At 70.8% G+C, this 15,566-nt stretch carries 19 protein-coding genes; 11 read left to right on the top strand and 8 right to left on the bottom strand.

Going from position 1 to position 15,566, the window contains the following annotated elements:
- Window positions 1–155 precede the first annotated feature (155 nt).
- The 6 genes from paaA (at window position 156) to F8O04_RS08465 (ending at window position 5,076) form a co-directional block, all read left to right on the top strand.
- The gene (gene paaA / locus F8O04_RS08490) at window positions 156–1,178 is read left to right on the top strand and encodes a 1,2-phenylacetyl-CoA epoxidase subunit PaaA (protein ID WP_158028802.1); all 1,023 of its coding nucleotides are present in this window, start codon (window positions 156–158) and stop codon (window positions 1,176–1,178) included.
- Window positions 1,175–1,534 (top strand): 1,2-phenylacetyl-CoA epoxidase subunit PaaB, encoded by a 360-nt coding sequence (gene paaB / locus F8O04_RS08485; protein ID WP_158028801.1) that lies wholly within the window; start codon window positions 1,175–1,177, stop codon window positions 1,532–1,534. The genes paaA and paaB overlap by 4 nt, the downstream gene beginning before the upstream one ends.
- Window positions 1,531–2,382 (top strand): 1,2-phenylacetyl-CoA epoxidase subunit PaaC, encoded by an 852-nt coding sequence (paaC, locus tag F8O04_RS08480; protein WP_158028800.1) that lies wholly within the window; start codon window positions 1,531–1,533, stop codon window positions 2,380–2,382. Before paaB ends, paaC begins: the two co-directional genes overlap by 4 nt.
- 5 nt (window positions 2,383–2,387) lie before the next feature.
- The gene (paaD, locus tag F8O04_RS08475; RefSeq protein ID WP_158028799.1) at window positions 2,388–2,975 is read left to right on the top strand and encodes a 1,2-phenylacetyl-CoA epoxidase subunit PaaD; all 588 of its coding nucleotides are present in this window, start codon (window positions 2,388–2,390) and stop codon (window positions 2,973–2,975) included.
- Window positions 2,975–4,216, top strand: coding sequence for a 1,2-phenylacetyl-CoA epoxidase subunit PaaE (gene paaE / locus F8O04_RS08470; protein ID WP_263971333.1), 1,242 nt, complete (start codon window positions 2,975–2,977; stop codon window positions 4,214–4,216). Before paaD ends, paaE begins: the two co-directional genes overlap by 1 nt.
- A gap of 77 nt (window positions 4,217–4,293) precedes the next feature.
- Complete coding sequence (locus F8O04_RS08465; protein ID WP_158029170.1) at window positions 4,294–5,076, top strand: enoyl-CoA hydratase/isomerase family protein; 783 nt, start codon at window positions 4,294–4,296, stop codon at window positions 5,074–5,076.
- Between the two features lie 13 nt (window positions 5,077–5,089).
- Here F8O04_RS08465 and F8O04_RS08460 read toward each other — a convergent pair whose 3' ends face one another.
- The 3 genes from F8O04_RS08460 to F8O04_RS08450 form a co-directional block, all read right to left on the bottom strand.
- On the bottom strand, window positions 5,090–6,391 hold the full coding sequence (locus F8O04_RS08460) for a M20 family metallopeptidase (protein ID WP_188726196.1): 1,302 nt from the start codon (window positions 6,389–6,391) through the stop codon (window positions 5,090–5,092).
- Between the two features lie 101 nt (window positions 6,392–6,492).
- Window positions 6,493–7,683, bottom strand: coding sequence for a M24 family metallopeptidase (locus tag F8O04_RS08455; RefSeq protein WP_158028796.1), 1,191 nt, complete (start codon window positions 7,681–7,683; stop codon window positions 6,493–6,495).
- Window positions 7,684–7,858: 175 nt separating this feature from the next.
- Window positions 7,859–9,370, bottom strand: a complete 1,512-nt coding sequence (locus F8O04_RS08450; protein ID WP_158028795.1) for an Hsp70 family protein — start codon at window positions 9,368–9,370, stop codon at window positions 7,859–7,861.
- Window positions 9,371–9,584: 214 nt separating this feature from the next.
- On the opposite strand from F8O04_RS08450, the gene F8O04_RS08445 reads away from it, so the two are divergent.
- The 4 genes from F8O04_RS08445 to F8O04_RS08430 all read left to right on the top strand — a co-directional run bounded on the left by F8O04_RS08445 (window position 9,585) and on the right by F8O04_RS08430 (window position 12,773).
- Window positions 9,585–10,031, top strand: coding sequence for a hypothetical protein (locus F8O04_RS08445; RefSeq protein WP_158028794.1), 447 nt, complete (start codon window positions 9,585–9,587; stop codon window positions 10,029–10,031).
- A gap of 1 nt (window position 10,032) precedes the next feature.
- Window positions 10,033–10,761, top strand: coding sequence for a M50 family metallopeptidase (locus F8O04_RS08440; protein ID WP_225734921.1), 729 nt, complete (start codon window positions 10,033–10,035; stop codon window positions 10,759–10,761).
- 144 nt (window positions 10,762–10,905) lie between these two features.
- Complete coding sequence (locus F8O04_RS08435) at window positions 10,906–12,030, top strand: hypothetical protein (protein ID WP_158028793.1); 1,125 nt, start codon at window positions 10,906–10,908, stop codon at window positions 12,028–12,030.
- Complete coding sequence (locus tag F8O04_RS08430; protein WP_158028792.1) at window positions 12,027–12,773, top strand: hypothetical protein; 747 nt, start codon at window positions 12,027–12,029, stop codon at window positions 12,771–12,773. Before F8O04_RS08435 ends, F8O04_RS08430 begins: the two co-directional genes overlap by 4 nt.
- A 10-nt stretch (window positions 12,774–12,783) precedes the next feature.
- Here the strand turns inward: F8O04_RS08430 and F8O04_RS08425 are convergent, their stop codons facing one another.
- The 3 genes from F8O04_RS08425 to F8O04_RS14825 form a co-directional block, all read right to left on the bottom strand.
- On the bottom strand, window positions 12,784–13,431 hold the full coding sequence (locus F8O04_RS08425) for a cation diffusion facilitator family transporter (protein WP_158029168.1): 648 nt from the start codon (window positions 13,429–13,431) through the stop codon (window positions 12,784–12,786).
- Window positions 13,428–13,787 (bottom strand): Cd(II)/Pb(II)-sensing metalloregulatory transcriptional regulator CmtR, encoded by a 360-nt coding sequence (cmtR, locus tag F8O04_RS08420; RefSeq protein ID WP_158028791.1) that lies wholly within the window; start codon window positions 13,785–13,787, stop codon window positions 13,428–13,430. Before cmtR ends, F8O04_RS08425 begins: the two co-directional genes overlap by 4 nt.
- Window positions 13,788–13,950: 163 nt before the next feature.
- Window positions 13,951–14,130 (bottom strand): hypothetical protein, encoded by a 180-nt coding sequence (locus F8O04_RS14825; protein WP_188726197.1) that lies wholly within the window; start codon window positions 14,128–14,130, stop codon window positions 13,951–13,953.
- Between the two features lie 58 nt (window positions 14,131–14,188).
- Between F8O04_RS14825 and F8O04_RS08415 the strand changes: the two genes are divergently transcribed.
- On the top strand, window positions 14,189–14,566 hold the full coding sequence (locus F8O04_RS08415; protein WP_188726198.1) for a MarR family winged helix-turn-helix transcriptional regulator: 378 nt from the start codon (window positions 14,189–14,191) through the stop codon (window positions 14,564–14,566).
- A gap of 139 nt (window positions 14,567–14,705) precedes the next feature.
- Here F8O04_RS08415 and F8O04_RS08410 read toward each other — a convergent pair whose 3' ends face one another.
- Complete coding sequence (locus F8O04_RS08410; protein ID WP_188726199.1) at window positions 14,706–15,245, bottom strand: Clp protease N-terminal domain-containing protein; 540 nt, start codon at window positions 15,243–15,245, stop codon at window positions 14,706–14,708.
- Window positions 15,245–15,451 carry a helix-turn-helix domain-containing protein gene (locus F8O04_RS08405; protein ID WP_158028788.1) on the bottom strand — a complete coding sequence of 69 codons (207 nt, stop codon included), beginning with the start codon at window positions 15,449–15,451 and terminating at the stop codon, window positions 15,245–15,247. Before F8O04_RS08405 ends, F8O04_RS08410 begins: the two co-directional genes overlap by 1 nt.
- Window positions 15,452–15,566: the final 115 nt, after the last annotated feature.

Raw genomic sequence — 15,566 nt, 5'->3', positions numbered from 1 at the left:
GAGGCTTGACCCTGCCGCGGCACCCACATAAACTGAACGCAAGGTCGGTAAATCGATGTACATCGATCAATACTTCGGCTGCGCCCAGCGTGGGGCGCCGATATCGACACCACTTCCCGCGGGCGAGTCCGGCGGAGCGAAGGAGGAGCAGCGACATGACCGAGAACGTGACGAGACTGCGCGGCGACGCGTCGTCGCGCGAAGCGCGTGAGGCCGCCGATGCGGTGTTCGACACCGAGGCAGCGCAGGCCTCCTTCGATGCGATCATCGAGCAAGACTCCCGCATCGAGCCGCGCGATTGGATGCCGGAGGGGTACCGCAAGACCTTGACGCGGCAGATCTCACAGCACGCGCACTCCGAGATCATCGGCATGCAGCCGGAGGCGAACTGGATCACGCGCGCGCCGTCGCTGAAACGCAAGGCGATCCTCATGGCGAAGGTGCAGGATGAGGCCGGCCACGGGCTTTACCTGTACTCGGCTGCCGAGACCCTCGGCACGCCCCGCGACGTCATGTTCGAGCAGCTCATGAGCGGCAAGGCCAAGTACTCGTCGATCTTCAACTACCCGGCGCGCTCGTGGGGCGACATGGGCGCGATCGGCTGGCTCGTCGACGGTGCCGCCATCTGCAACCAGGTGCCGCTGTGCCGCGCGTCGTACGGGCCATACGGTCGTGCGATGGTGCGCATCTGCAAGGAGGAGTCGTTCCATCAGCGTCAGGGCTGGGAAATCCTCTACGAGCTCTCGCACGGCACGCCCGAGCAGAAGCAGATGGCGCAGGACTCGGTCAACCGCTTCTACGGGCCGGCCCTGCAGATGTTCGGCCCGCCCGACGACGAGTCTCCGAACTCGCAGCAGTCGACGGCCTGGAACATCAAGCGCTTCTCGAATGACGTGCTGCGCCAGCGCTTCGTCGACATGATCGTTCCGCAGGCCGAGGCGCTCGGGCTCACGCTGCCCGACCCCGACCTAAAATGGAACGAGGAGCGCGGCCACTACGACTTCGGCGAGCTCGACTGGGACGAGTTCTTTGGCGTCATCAAGGGCAACGGCCCGTGCAACGCCCAGCGACTCGAGCGCCGCATCGAGGCGCACGAGAACGGCGCATGGGTGCGCGAGGCCGCGGCCGCCTACGCGCGCAAGCAGGCGGAGGCGGCGGAAGCGCAGGTGGCCTCGTGAGCGAGCAGCACCGCGACGCACCGGCCGGGAGCGCTGCGGGCCCAGACACGACCGCGTCGGGCGCTCCGGCATCCGACAACGAATGGATGCTGTGGGAGGTGTTCGTGCGTTCGTCGCGCGGCCTGAGTCACGTGCACGCCGGCTCGCTGCACGCACCGGACGAGGGCATGGCGCTGCGCAACGCACGCGACCTCTACACGCGCCGCAATGAGGGCGTGTCGATCTGGGTCGTTCGAGCGACCGACATCGTCGCCTCCGACCCCGACCACAAGGGGTCGTACTTCGAGTCGCCCCAGGGCAAGAACTACCGCCACGCCACGTACTACACGAAGAGCGAAGGGGTGAAGCACCTGTGAGCGGCCCGGCTGACGGCGGCGGCGGCTTCGGCTCCGCCACGCTGATCTCGGCGGGCTACGCGCTCACTGCCGAGGAGATCGCCGAGCGCGCGGCCGCCGGGGAGGCGCCCGGCGAGGACGTTGCGCAGTACGCCCTGCGCCTCGGCGACGACGCCCTGATCCTCGCGCAGCGGCTGAGCTGGTGGATCTCTCGCGGTCCCGAGATCGAGGAGGACATCGCCCTCGGCAACGTGGCGCTCGACACGCTCGGTCACGCGCGCGTGCTGCTCTCCTACGCCGGCTCGGCGTGGGGGAAGTCGGAGGACGAGCTCGCATACTTCCGCGACGAAGAGGAGTTCCGCTGCGTGCACCTCGTGCAGCTCGAGAATGGCGACTTCGGCCAGACCATCGCCCGACAGCTCGTCTTCAGCGCGTACGCGTACGAGCTGTACTCGCGGCTGCAGGCATCGGGCGACGCGACGCTCGCGGCGATCGCGGCGAAGGCGGTCAAGGAGGTCGAGTACCACCTCGACCACGCGACGCAGTGGGCCCTGCGGCTCGGCATCGGCACCGAGGAAGCAAATCGCCGCCTTCAGGCCGGGCTCGACACCGTGTGGGTGTACCTCGACGAGCTGTTCGAGGACGAGGGGCTGCACGACCGCCTCGAGGGAGTCGCCGTGCGGCCTTCGACGCTTCGCGAGCCGGCGCTCGAGCGCATCGCCGGCGTGCTCGAGGCCGCGAACCTGCGCGTGCCCGAGGTGAAGCAGGCGCGTACGGGGGGCCGCCGCGGCGAGCATCGCGAGGCGCTCGGCTTTCTGCTGGCCGAGATGCAGGTGCTGGCGCGCAAGCATCCGGGCGCGTCCTGGTGAGCGTGATGGCTCACGCTCGACCCGGCGCCGCCGCTCGAACCGCCCTCGAAACGCGGGCCGCTGACGACACGCGGGCCGCGGGGGCGTCGACGCGCCCCGAGGGCGACGAGGACGCGCGGGTCTGGGACGTTGCGGCCACGGTGAACGACCCGGAGATCCCCGTGCTCTCGATCGCCGACCTCGGCATTCTGCGCGGCGCGCGGGCGGACGGCGACGACGGGGCGGTCGTGACGATCACGCCGACCTACTCGGGGTGCCCCGCAATGGACACCATCACGGCCGACGTCGAGCGCGCGCTCGCCGCGGCGGGGTATGTGCGGATCGCGGTCGAGCTCTCGCTGTCGCCCGCATGGACGACCGATTGGATGACCGCGGAGGGGCGCGAGAAGCTCGAGCGCTACGGCATCGCGCCCCCGACGGGGCGCGCAGCCGCGAGGCCAGCTGGTCCGGTTCGCCTCACGATCAGCGTGCGCTGCCCGCGATGCGGCTCCTTGCACACCCGCGAGCTGAGCCGCTTCGGCTCGACCTCGTGCAAAGCCCTGTACTCCTGCCTGGACTGTCAGGAACCGTTCGACTACTTCAAGGTGCTCTAGTGACCGACGAGACGAGCCAGACAGCTCTCGACGCCTCCGCCGACGCCGCCACGGACCCCGTCGACGCCGAGCCCGGGACGAGGACCAGCGACGAGACGGGTGCAGGGCGGCGCCGCGTCACGTTCCACCCGCTCACGGTGGCCGCGGTCCGCCCGCTCACCGAAAAGGCGATCGAGGTCACGTTCGAGGTGCCCGAGTCGCTTCAGCCCGAGTTCGATTACCTCGCCGGCCAGTACGTGGCGCTGCGAACCACCGTCGGCGGCGAGCAGGTGCGTCGCAGCTATTCGATCTGCGCCGAACCGACGCCGGGGGAGCTGCGCATCGCGATCAAGCGCGACCTTGGCGGGCTCTTCTCGAACTGGGCCAACGACAACCTGAAGCCCGGCGACGTGCTCGACGTCATGAACCCGCAGGGTGCCTTCGTGTCGAAGCACCGGCTGACCAGCCTGAACCGGCCGGGCGAGCTCACGCGTGAGATCCGCGAGCAGGGCGAGCAGCACTTCGTCGCCGCAGCGGCAGGCTCGGGCATCACGCCCGTCATCGCGATCGCCCGCACCGTGCTCGCCGAGCCCGGCACGACGTTCGATCTCATCTATGCCAACCGGGCGGCGAGCGACGTCATGTTCCTCGAAGAGCTCGCCGATCTGAAAGATCGCTACCCGACCCGACTCGCGCTCCACCACGTGCTGTCGCGCGAGCAGCGCATCTCGCCGACGCACACGGGTCGCGTCGACGCCGAGAAGCTCGCGCAGCTGCTCGACCGCGTCATTCGCGTCGACCAGGTCGACGAGTGGTTCCTCTGCGGCCCATTCGAGCTCGTGCAGCTGTTCCGCGACGAGCTCACGGCGCGCGGAGTGTCGAGCGACCATGTGCGCTTCGAGCTCTTCTCGACCGGTCAGCCGGGCGAGGGCGCCAAGGGCAGCGCGGGGCGCCCCGTCGTGGTCGACGAGGACGGGGACAACATCGAGATTCAGTTCTCGCTCGACGGATTGTCGGGCCAGGTCAAGAGCCCCAAGAGCGCGCACGAGACGATCCTCAACGCCGCGCTGCGCGTGCGCGGCGATGTCCCCTTCGCGTGCGCGGGAGGCGTGTGCGGCACCTGCCGCGCGAAGCTCGTCACGGGCGAGGTCGACATGGCCGAGAACTACGCGCTCGAGCACGACGACCTTGAGCGCGGCTACATCCTCACCTGCCAGGCGCGCCCGAAGACGGAGCTCGTCGCCGTCGACTACGACGCGTAGGCGCACGCGGCCCGACCGACCGACGCGACTCGACCGACGCGACTCGACCCAAACGAGAGGATGCTCGCATGGCGGGAATGATCGACGTCACGATCGACGGCGGAGTCGCCGAGATCGTGCTGAACGCCCCGGGCAAGCTCAACGCGCTGGGCGCCGACGATCTTCGCGATCTCGACGCGGCCTATGCGGAGGCGGAGGCCGCCGCCGCGGCGGGCGACGTGCGCGCCCTGCTGCTTCGTGGTGAGGGACGAGGGTTCTGCGCCGGCCGGGACATCGCGGGCGTCGACCCGGCGACGGACGACGTCACCGGGTACCTCGACGGGCTCGTCGCGCCGCTCATGCGACGCATGAGCTGCTTCCCCGCGCCGACGTTCGCGGCGGTACACGGGGCCTGCCTCGGCGTGGGGCTCGGGCTCGCGATCGCGACCGACGTCGTGTACGTCGGCGAGCGCGCCAAGCTGGGGTCGCCGTTCGCGAACCTCGGTGCGGCCCTCGACTCGGGCGGTCACGCGCTCTTCGTCGAGCGTCTCGGTGCGCACCGGGCGCTCGACCTCATCTTCACGGGCGAGCTCATGAGTGGGGCCGAAGCGGTCGCGCAGGGGCTGTTCAGCAGGGCCGTGCCCGATGACGAGTTGCTCGAGTTCACGCGCGAGCGCGTGGGGCGGGCGGCTCAGGGCGCGACGCGGGCGTTCGTCGCCTCGAAGCGTCTCGTCGCGCAGGTGCGCGACGAGCGGCTTGGCTTGTGGGCGTCGATGGTGAACGAGAGCGCGACGCAGGCCGAGCTGCGCGACACCGCGGACTACCGGGAGGGCTTCGCGGCGTTCCAGCAGAAGCGCACGCCTGCGTTCAGGGGGCGCTGACCGGGCCGTGGCCTCACGGCGACGAGCTCAGTGAAGGCGTATCGACCGCATGCGGGGGCGGGACGTCGGGCGCGCCGCCGAGGTCCGCGTGGTGACCGACGCGATCTGCGAGAGCGGCGGCGAGGCGCACGTAGGCCTCGGCCGCCGCGTCGAGGTCGCGCAGCGCGACGGACTCGTCGGGCTGGTGCGCCTCGGTCGTGACGTCACCAGGACCGAGCACGATCGTCGGGGCGCCATGCTGGCGTGCGAGGAACCCGCCCTCGCAGGCGGCGGTCCATCGCCGGATCCGGGCATCCGGGATGCCAGAGGCCCGCACCGCATCGAGCGCGAGCCGGGGGAGCGGGTCGTCCTCGTCGGTGAGGAACCCCGGCATGCTCATGTCCAGGCGCCCCGTCACGGTGATCGTGTCCGACGTGATACCGGCGTCGTCGATGGCCGCGAGCAGATCTCGGAGGATCTCATCCGGCTGCTCGTGCGGCATCATTCGACGGTCGACGTCGATCGCGCAACGATCGGGCACGATCGACGTGCCGTGGCCGCCGTCGATGCGCCCGACGTTCCACGTCGGCGCCCAGCTCGTCTCGCCCGCCCGCTGCGCCCAGTCTTCGTGCTCCGCCTGGAGCAGCGCGACAATGCGGCTCGCCGCCACGATGGCGCTCGCACCGTCCGCGGGCCGGCCAGCGTGGGCCGCAACGCCCGCGATGTCGAGGTGCAGATTCGCGGCGCCGCGGCAGCCGACGACGACGTCCAGGTCGGTCGGCTCGGCGACGATGCACGCCACGAACTCGCGGTCGGGCACCTCCTCGAGGTAGCGGCGCACGCCCGTGGCGTAATCCTCTTCATCGACGGTGACGATGAGCTCGACCGGATGCGCGAAGCCGGTGTCTCGCGAGAGCACGTCCATCGCGGCGATCGCGGCGGCGAGCCCGCCCTTCATGTCCGTCGCCCCGCGGCCGTAGAGGCGGCCGCCCTCGACGACGGGCACGAACGGATCGCGCGTCCACCCCGCCCCGGCCGGCACCACATCGCTGTGGCCGAGGAACACGACGGGAGCGGCGGGCCGGTCGCCCGCCGCCACGATGTGGAGGTTGTCGCGGCCGGGGGCGACGGGCTGGCGGGAGACCCGGAAGCCGAGCGCGGTCGCCTCGCGCTCCAGGGCATCCACCGCCAGCAGCTCGAACCAGCCGTCGGGGTCCGGGTTCTCGCTGGGCGCCGCGATGAGGCGGGCCGCGAGCGACGCGAGGCGATCACCCGCCCAGTCTCCCGGCACCGAGGGCGCCGTGCCGGGCAGCGTGATCGGGCCCGTCGCGGGCATGGCCGGTGGGCGGGAGCGAGCGGTCGCCGCGGGCGGTACCCCGGGCAGTACCGCAGGCCGCTCGACATGGCGCCCTGGCCGCGGGGGAGTGGCGTCCGTCGTCATCGCGACCCCGGCCGCCTGATCAGTTCGCGCGGCGCATCCGTGAGCACTTCGACCCCGTCGTCGGTCACGCGGATCGACTCGCTCACCTCGCACCCGTAGCCGCTCATCCACATGCCGGCGATAACGTGCAACGTCATGTTGGGCTGCAGGACGGTCGGGTCCTCCGGCCGGATGCTGATGGTGCCCTCGCCCCAGTCGGGCGGGTAGCCGACGCCGATCGAGTAGCCGAGGCGCGAGTTCTTCTCGAGCCCGTGCCGGCGCAGCCACGACCAGTACACGTCGGCGACCTCGCCGGCGGTGCGGCCCGGCCGGATCGCCTCGAGCGTGCAGTCGAGCCCCTCTGACGTGATGCCCGAGAGACGGTCGAGGTCGCGGGGCACGTCACCGATCGCCACGGAGCGGGCGAGCGGCGCGTGATACCGCCGGTGCACGCCCGCGATCTCGACCGACACGATCTCGCCTTCGACGAGCGGGCTCGCCGTCCACGTGAGATGGGGGGTGTCGCCCGCGCCGCCCGTCGGGAGCATCGGCACGATCGCGGGGTAGTCGCCGTCGACCCCCGGCAGGCCGGCGATCTGAGCGTGCCAGATCGCAGCGACGAGCTCGTGCTGCGGAACACCCGCAGCGATCATGTCGACCGCGACCGCCATGGCATTCGACACGATGCGGCCGGCACCCCGCATGAGCGAGATCTCGGCGTCGGACTTGATCACGCGCAGCCAGCTGATGATGCGATGGCCGTCGGCGAACTCCCACTCGGGCAGCCCATCGCGCAGCGAGAGGTAGGAACGGACCGAGAAGAAGTCGGCGTCGCCCTCGATCGCGACGCGGCCGCCCGCGAACCGCTCGGCCCAGCCGCGCGCACGCAGCTCCTGCGCCGCCCACACGAACGGGTGCGTGTCGCGTCGGTGCACCGTCGACTCGGGGTAGCCGAGCACCTCGTGCGGCTCGAGCATCGCCGTGCGGTGCGCGCCCTTCGCATCCATCTCACGCGCCACGAACAGCACCTCGGCGGTCGTGGCATCGATCACGAGCACCTGCGGCATGTAGAAGGACCACGCGTTGTAGCCGGTGAGGTAGTGCAGGTTGGCCGGGTCGGCGACGACGACGCCGGCGAAGCCCTCACCCCGAGCCGCGGCGGCGGCTCGGGCGATCCGCGCGCGGTGCTCGGCGGGGGGAAAGGTCATGGTGCTCCTCACTCGCCGGCGGTCGCGGCTGCGCGTCGCTCCCCGCCGGACGCGTTGTCGTCGCCGGTGCGTTCGGCCACAATATGGCACCGATCGCCCCAAACTGAACAGGACCCGGGCGCGGATCCCCGCCGTCGCGGCGTCGTCGACGCGGCACGGTCGACGATCCGGGCCTTCAGGCCGTGGGCGCCCGCTGCCCGTCGAGCCGTGCGTCGACGTGGTACCCCGTGTCGATGTCCGTGATGCGGATGTGCACGACGCGGTTCGCGTCGATGCGATATCGCTCCTCGATCAGGGGCCCGCCGTCGGTGCGCCGCGGCTCGAGGGCGGCGAGATCTCGGCCATCGCGCAGGGCTGCGTCGAAGGGGACGTCGATCTCGGTGAACGGGGCGATATCGCCCTGGGGTGCCCCGCGCTCATCGACCCCGGACACCTCGACGAAGCGGAACCGACCGAGGTCATGCGCCGCGCGGTACCTGCGGGTGATCTCGAGGGAGCTGCCGGGCTCCGGCAGCCGTGCCGAGCCGCCGACGACGAGGTCGAACACGATCGATCCGCCGGCGTCGCCCTCGCGGAACACCCCGATACCCCGCGTGAGCCGGTCGAAGAGGCGATACCCCGACTCGGGGTCGGCCGCGATCGCGAGACCGATGGCGGTGGATGCGCTCGGATGCGGTGAGCGATGCACGCGTCGTCCGAACCGTTCGCGCAGGGTGCGCGGCACGAGCGGCAGCCCGCTCGCACCCCCGACGAGGTAGATGCCGGCGAGGTCGGTGTCGGAGGTGGAGTCGAGTCCGCTGCCTGCGAGCAGCGGCTCCATGACGTCGAGCGCACGCTCGACGAGCGGGCCGCACGCCCGATAGAAGTCGTCGAGCGCGACTGTGGCGGGCGCACCGTCGACCTCGATCGTCACCCGCCGGGTCTGCGGCGAAATCTGCTCCTTCACCGCACGCGCCTCATCGAGCAACTCCGCGCTCGGCGACCCGGCGCGACCGGCCGTTCGCAGGGCGGCGCCCGCGAGCACCTCGTCGAAGTCGTCGCCGCCGAGCCTGGGGTCGCCGACCGAGCTGAGGACGCGGTGCTCGCGGCCGTCGACGCGCACGAGCGAGGTGTCGAAGGTGCCGCCGCCGAGGTCGAACACGATGACGTCGTTGCGCCGCGACGTGATCGACCTCGGATAGCGGTGCGTGTACTCGAAGGCGGCGGCGCTCGGCTCGTTCATCATGCCGAGCACCTCGAAGCCCGCGCGCGCGAACGCCTCGAGCGTGAGCATCCGCTGACCGGTCGGGGCGTGCGCCGGGACGCCCAGCACGGCCTGGAGCGCCTCGTCGCCGGTTTCGCCAGCCAGGTTGGATGCCGTGCGAATCGCGCTCTCGAGCGAGGAGGCGAACCCGGCGATGAGGTCGACGAGCGGGAGCGTGACCGCGCCGACGCGGACCGTGTCGTCGAACGAAACGCCCGGGTCGGCGAGGTGGCGCTTGAACGAGCGGGTGACCGGCGCGCCGCCCGCGGCGGCGGCGAGGGCGTCGAACCCGTAGCGCATGACGCCGTCGCGCTCGGCGGCGATCGTTGGAACGTAGTCGACGGCGTCGCCGTTGTGGTCGTCGAACGAGATGGCCGGGTAGTTGCCGCGATCGACGAGGGCCACGACCGTTCGCGTCGTGCCGAAGTCGATGCCGATGCGCATAGGAGCGACGCTAGCAAGCGCCGGCGGCGCCTCGATAGACGGGCGTGTCGGTTCTGGACGCAGGTGGGCTGCGGCGTGTCGGGCGCGGCGACGGGCGAGCGCGGCCGCGAGCGAGCATCGCGACACGCCGAACGCTGCGCCTCACGCACGCCGCGAGGCGGAAATTCGACGATCGGAGGGCGCGGGGCGCGCGAATGTCACTTAGCCTGGTCGAATGGCACCGCTCGACTGGGATCACCTGTTCGTCGACGCTTCCAGACTCGATATGGAGCGCATCGTCGAACCGTGGAACGGTCTCGTGCACGGTCCCATTCGTCCGATCGGGATGTCGATGTTCGGCGACGTGTACTTCGACCGCTCCGACGGTGTCGTGGCGCGCATCGATGTACTCGAGGGTGGCGTCGTCCCGGTCGCTGATGACCGGGCGCACTTCAGGCGCCTCATGAACACGCCGGAATGGGCGCGCGACGCGCTGCTCATCGAAGGAGTCGCCCTGCTTCACCAGCGCGGCATCGTGCCGGGCGCGGGGGAGTGCTACGCCTTCGCGCCGCACCCCATCTTCACGGGCTCGATCAACTGGGATCACGTCATGCTCCTAAGCCCCGTCGTGTGGCACTCGATCTGCGCCCAATCGCTGCGCGCCAGTAGCCGCGCGTCATAGGGTGGCGATCTTCGAGGAGCCCTGGCTCCGAGAACTCTGGGCACGCACCGCGCCGACCGAAGGCGGCGTTTCGCTCGACCCGGCGATCCTGTACGTCGTCCTCGGCGTCGCGGCCGTCGGCATCGGCGCGCCGCCGCTTTGGCGGGTGCTACGCGTCGCCATCACCCTCGTGCACGAGCTCGGTCACGCGCTCGTTGGCGTCCTCGTCGGTCGCAAGTTCACCGGGTTCGTCGTCCGCGGCGACATGTCCGGCCACGCCGTCACGAAGGGTCCGGCGCGAGGCTTCGGGCGGGTGATCACGACCTGGGCCGGCTACCCGGCGCCGGCGGTCGTCGGGGCCGGTCTCGCCTGGCTCGGTGCGAACGGCTGGGCGGCGCCCGCCATCGCGGCGTGCCTCGGCGTGCTCATCGTCTCGCTCGTGCGGGTCCGCTCACTGCTCACGGCGCTCGTCATGTTCGCGGCGATCGCCGCGACGGCCGCCCTGTGGTGGTTCCGTGACGACGCGCTGCAGGCGCCCGTGCTTCTCGGCGCCGGCACCGTGCTCGTCGTCGGCGCCTGGCGGCACCTAGCGGCCGTCTGGGGGAGCGGTGGCCGCTCGAGCGATCCTGGCGTGCTCGCGCAGCTCACCCGCGTGCCGGCGTTCCTGTGGAATACGACGTTCGCCCTGGTCTGCCTCGCCGCCTCCGCCGTCGTCGGTCTCGAGTTCTGGACGGTGCTCCGGCCCTCCTAGCATCCGCGACGGGTGACGACCAGGACCAGCGAATCCGGGTGGGGAGTTCTCTCCATTCCCCGAGACGGGGGATGCGGATAGCGTCACGGTGATGCGCCGCACGGTGGGTGCGCCTCTGAATCGGGGCTTGATGGGGGAGTGACGATGCCGTTGGCGATGTACGGTGCCGACACCGAGGTCTTGCGCGCGATTGCCAGTGAAACGAATCGCATCGCGGCGAGCATCGGGGTTTCGGAGTCCACGGCGACGACGAGTGTCGCTGGCGTCGAATGGACCGGCCCCGATGCGACGCGGTATCACAGCGACTGGGCCGAAACGGCCGGGCGGACGCGGGCGCTCGCCGATGTCGCCGCGGCGTTGGCCGGCGTGTTGCGCCGCAACGCCGACGAGCAGGACCTCGCGAGTGCGGCGGGCGGAGGCCCGAATGGACCGGGGACGCCGCCGTCGCCGGGGGAGGATGGTTCGGGCGAACCGCGCGACCGCGGGCCGCAGCCGGACGATGCCCACGAGCGCAATTGGTTCGATCGCACCGTCGAGGATCTGCTCGACGATGGACGGGTCACCTGGTGGCAGTCAAACAACGGGGAGTGGACGCTCGAGAGCGGTGTCCGCACCATCGGCGGCTTCAGTTTCGGCGCGAACGGCAACCTCTGGGACGGGCAAGAGGCGCGCTGGGACATCTTTGGCGATCAGCGTGGCGGCCGAGTCGGTCCGAAGGACAATGAGGCCTTCCTGATCGGCGAGGGCGCCCTCGGCGTGGGCCTTGACCTCGCGCGCATGGACTACGGAGGGTCAATGGTCGGCGGCTCGGCCGCCGTGACGGCTGAGGCCGCCGCCGCGGCATCGGCGCGCGTGGGCACGGGCGGCGCCGACGCGCGGGTCGGCGTCAGCGCGTTCGCCGGCGCGAAGGCCTCGCTCTCCGCCGCCGAACCGATCCCGATCATCGGCGACTACGTGTCGATTCAGCCCGGGGTCGATGGCCGGGCGGGCGCCGGGGTGGGCGCCAACGCGCGTGTCGGATACAGCGACGGCAACGTCTACGGGGGCTTCCGCGCCTACGCGGCGTGGGGGCTCGGCGCCGGTGTCGACTTCGGGGTCAATGTCGATGTCGCCCGGATCGGGGAGGACGCGTACTCGTTCGCCGAGGGGGTCGCCAACGATGCCGGATGGGGCGACGAGTTCGAAAGGGTCGTCGACATCGGTTCGGGCGTGATCGATGGCGCGGGCGAGGCGATCGGCGACGTCGGTGAGCGGCTCGGCGTGAAATGAGCACCGCGTCATCCGCCGAGGGGGATCGGCCCGCGCCCGACACGGCGCCGGGCACGCCGGCGCCCGACACGGCTCGGGTGCGGTTGACGCATTTCGAGCTGCTGACGATCACCAGAGGCCCCGGCGGATCGGATCTCGAACCTGGTGCGTGGTTGACGATGGAGGCTCTCGGGTACGACGACGCCGACGATGATCCCGCCGTCGCCGATCGGCTCGCGCGCGCCGGCGTCGGCATCCTCTACACCCGCGGCCTGGTCGCCGTGGGCGGGGACGGCGGGCTCGTGGTGACGGGCCTGGCCGCACGGCTTGGCGCGGTGCTGCGCTCGGCGCGCTTCTGGGTGCGCGTGGCGGTCAGGGGAGGGTCGGCGCCTCGCAGCGCGCTGTTCACGCAGACCGAGGACGCATTCGTGCTCCTCGACGCCGACCTCGCCGACACGTGGCGGGTGTACCTGTCAGTCGCACCCGAACTGCCGCTCGCCGGTATGGTCGGCCGCTACGGAGCCACGCTCGCCGACATGCCCGAGTACGAGGAGGTGTCGGTCGACGTGCTCGACGATGATGGCGGGAGCCACACCCGGTTCGTGCGCGATGACCGTGGTGGGTATCGGGAGGCGCCTCCGGACGGGCCGACCGGTGGTGCCGCCGACGGCGCCTCCGCCGATCAGGAGAAGTGTCTCCGGGCAGGCGACATCGAGGCTCGCGTGGGCGCGTTTGTCGAGACGGCGCTCGGCGCGGGTCGCTGACGCGCGTCGATCAATCCTCGTTCCCCAGGTCTTCCAGCACCTCGAAGGGCGATTCGACGTCGCCGCGCCAGGCCTCTATTCCCTCGCGGACCGCGAGGGCCGCGACGACGAGCGCAGCCGCCGAGTCGGCCCACCACCAGCCGAAGAGGCTGTTGAGGATCAGGCCGATGAACACCGCCCCGGAGAGGTAGATGCACAGGATGAGCTGCCTGGCATCTGCCATGACACTCTTCGAGTCGAGCGCGCGGCCCGTGCGCACCTCGAACCAGGCGAGCAGCGGCATGACGACGAGGCTCAGCGCGGTGATCCCGAGACCCAGCGGGCTGTGCTCGGGGCCTTCTTGGGCAACCAGAGCGAGCACGGCATCCACGGTGACGTAGGCGGCCAGGGCGAAGAAGGCGACGCCGATCGCCCGCACCGTGATCTTCTCCCAGCGCTCCGGATCCGCGCGGGTGAACTGCCACGCGATCGCGGCGGCGGACAGCACCTCGACGACCGAGTCCAGCCCGAACCCGATCAGGGCCGCCGAGGAAGCCATGGCGCCGGCCCACAGGGCCACGATCGCCTCCATCACGTTGTACGCGATCGTGAAGGCGACGATGAGGCGCACGCGGCGGTGCAATGTTGCGCGGCGCTCGTCCGTGAGGGATGCGGTCATCGCGTCGTCGCCGCCGCGCAGCAGCCCGGCACCGTGCACGCGGCATCGATGCACGCCGCGTTCTCGTCGACGGCGAGCGTCACGTCGACGAGCGCGGTGAGCGCGGCCGCGAGGTGCGGGTCCGAGATCTCGTAACGGGTCCGCCGCCCTTCGGGCTCGGCGACCACGATGCCGCAGTCGCGCAGGCACGTCAGGTGGTTGGACACGTTCGATCGGGAGAGCTCCAGTGACCGCGACAGGACAGCCGGATAGCTCGGACCTTCGAGGAGCGTCATGAGGATCCGCGAACGGGTGGGATCGGCCATGGCTCGGCCGAGCCGGTTCATCACGTCGATGCGGGAAGCACGTGTCAGCACGGAGTGACTATACAGCCTTGGATGAACTGATGCTCTGCTCGTCCGCAGTGAGGGAGGGCGGCTTCGGAGCGCGACACGGTCGACATCAAACTGTATTGTCATAATGTGCATTATCGGATGCGCCGGGTCGCGCGGGAGCGGGGCGTGCGGTCCCACTTGCGCGTCAGCGCTCGCCTGGACCGTTTGCGGGTGGCTCTGTCGCCGGAGTCGCCTCGGTGTCGGGCGTCTCGGCGCGGAACGTCTCGGAGTCAGCGTCGATGAGCGTCGTTGCACGAGCGCGGATCGTGTCGAGCGCCGAGACGAGCTGTGCGCGGTCGTTCGCCGCCAGGTCTCGTTCGAGCACCAGCCTCAATCGCTCGACGCGTCGTGTGGCTGCCGCATGCTGTGTTGTGCCGACCGCGGTGAACGAGACGCGCCTGCAATCGCGCCTCGCCGAGATCGGCGCGACGGGGTGCGAGATGCGCGTCGTGGCGGTCCTCGACGAGCAGGGACCGATCCCCCAGGTCGGCATCGCCGGCCTCGCCGACATTGACCGCGCCGATCTCTCGACAACACTGGACCGGCTCGAAGCCGGCGGATACGTCACGCGCGAGCCCGACCCCGACGACGGCCGGCGCAAGCTGGTGACGCTGACCGAGGACGGGCGCGCTCGAGCCGCCCAGCTCGCAACCGTCGTCGCCGCGGTGCAGGCCGCCGTGCTGGCACCGCTCACCGACCATGAGCGCGAGCAGTTCGTGTCGCTCCTCCGGCGCCTGCAGCCGGGCGCAGACGACCCCTGACGGCGCTGCGGGGTATTCATCAACCTGGGCCGGCCTACCCGCGCAGGCTGGGCGGGTCCTCGACCTTGCCGGCGCGAGGGGCGAGAGTGCGCGGCACCGGCGCCAATCACTGTGCTCTGCATTCTGGTCCCTCGCCCGGTCACGCGTCCCGTGATCCGGAGGCGTCCGGCTCGTCCAGTGCGCGGCGGAGTTCGTCGAGGTCGACGCCCCGGTCGCTGAGCGCGTCGCGGCCAGGGCCTGCTGCGCGGATCATGCCGAGCAGCAGGTGTCGACCGCCGATGGTCTTGTGTTTGAGGCGGAGCGTCTCGCGCAATGCGAGCTCGAGCGACTTCTTTGCGTCTCGGGTGAACGGAATGTGACCGGAAGCGTGGCCGGCGCGGTCGAGCGCGCCAGGGCCGAAGGTGGCGTCTGCGTGGCTGCGGATGGCGGCGAGGTCGATGCCGAGGCTGGACAGGGCTTTCTGGTCGAGTCCCTCAGTGTTCAGCTCCGAGCGCAGCGCCATGGTGAGCCCGTCGACGTCGACCCCGGAATCGCGCAGCGCTCTGGCCGCCGTGTCGTCGCGCTCCGCCAGTGCCACCAAGAGGTGTCGCGGGTCGATGGTGTGCGACCCGGCCTCACGGGCCACCTCCTGCGCGCCGATGACCGCTTCGCGGGCCTCGCGGGTGAAACGTTCGAACATCAGACTCTCCTGCCGTGCTTTTTGTGGACTGCCTGCCGGGTGACGCCGAGCGCGTCCGCGATCTCCTGCCATGACCAGCCGAGGTCGCGGGCGCGCCTCACCTGGAGGGCCTCGATGCGGTCCGCCAGTTCGCGCAGCGAACCGACCGCCCGGAGGCCGACTCCCGGGTCGTCGCTGGCGGCCGAGTCGACGAATGCGTGCTCCATGTGTCAATGGTGGTTGACACGGTGCGAGTTGTCAACCCACTTTGACATCTCGCGGCGTCTCGTTGAGTTCGTGACGCTGTTGCGGCGCCTGCGGCGCCTGCAGCCCTGCACCCCT

The organism is Pseudoclavibacter endophyticus (assembly GCF_008831085.1).
In the GTDB taxonomy this organism is placed as follows: Bacteria; Actinomycetota; Actinomycetes; order Actinomycetales; family Microbacteriaceae; genus Pseudoclavibacter; species Pseudoclavibacter endophyticus.
This window is presented reverse-complemented; position numbering and strand designations above follow the sequence as displayed.

Excerpts from the sequence above, each read along its gene's own strand:
- paaD (WP_158028799.1), top strand. The coding sequence starts at position 2,388 with ATGGCTCACGCTCGACCCGGCGCCGCCGCTCGAACCGCCCTCGAAACG.
- F8O04_RS08450 (WP_158028795.1), bottom strand. The coding sequence starts at position 9,370 with ATGCGCATCGGCATCGACTTCGGCACGACGCGAACGGTCGTGGCCCTC.
- F8O04_RS08455 (WP_158028796.1), bottom strand. The coding sequence starts at position 7,683 with ATGACCTTTCCCCCCGCCGAGCACCGCGCGCGGATCGCCCGAGCCGCC.
- F8O04_RS08425 (WP_158029168.1), bottom strand. The coding sequence starts at position 13,431 with ATGACCGCATCCCTCACGGACGAGCGCCGCGCAACATTGCACCGCCGC.
- F8O04_RS08430 (WP_158028792.1), top strand. The coding sequence starts at position 12,027 with ATGAGCACCGCGTCATCCGCCGAGGGGGATCGGCCCGCGCCCGACACG.
- F8O04_RS08435 (WP_158028793.1), top strand. The coding sequence starts at position 10,906 with ATGCCGTTGGCGATGTACGGTGCCGACACCGAGGTCTTGCGCGCGATT.
- F8O04_RS08405 (WP_158028788.1), bottom strand. The coding sequence starts at position 15,451 with ATGGAGCACGCATTCGTCGACTCGGCCGCCAGCGACGACCCGGGAGTC.
- F8O04_RS08410 (WP_188726199.1), bottom strand. The coding sequence starts at position 15,245 with ATGTTCGAACGTTTCACCCGCGAGGCCCGCGAAGCGGTCATCGGCGCG.
- F8O04_RS08465 (WP_158029170.1), top strand. The coding sequence starts at position 4,294 with ATGATCGACGTCACGATCGACGGCGGAGTCGCCGAGATCGTGCTGAAC.
- F8O04_RS08445 (WP_158028794.1), top strand. The coding sequence starts at position 9,585 with ATGGCACCGCTCGACTGGGATCACCTGTTCGTCGACGCTTCCAGACTC.
- paaA (WP_158028802.1), top strand. The coding sequence starts at position 156 with ATGACCGAGAACGTGACGAGACTGCGCGGCGACGCGTCGTCGCGCGAA.
- F8O04_RS08460 (WP_188726196.1), bottom strand. The coding sequence starts at position 6,391 with ATGCCCGCGACGGGCCCGATCACGCTGCCCGGCACGGCGCCCTCGGTG.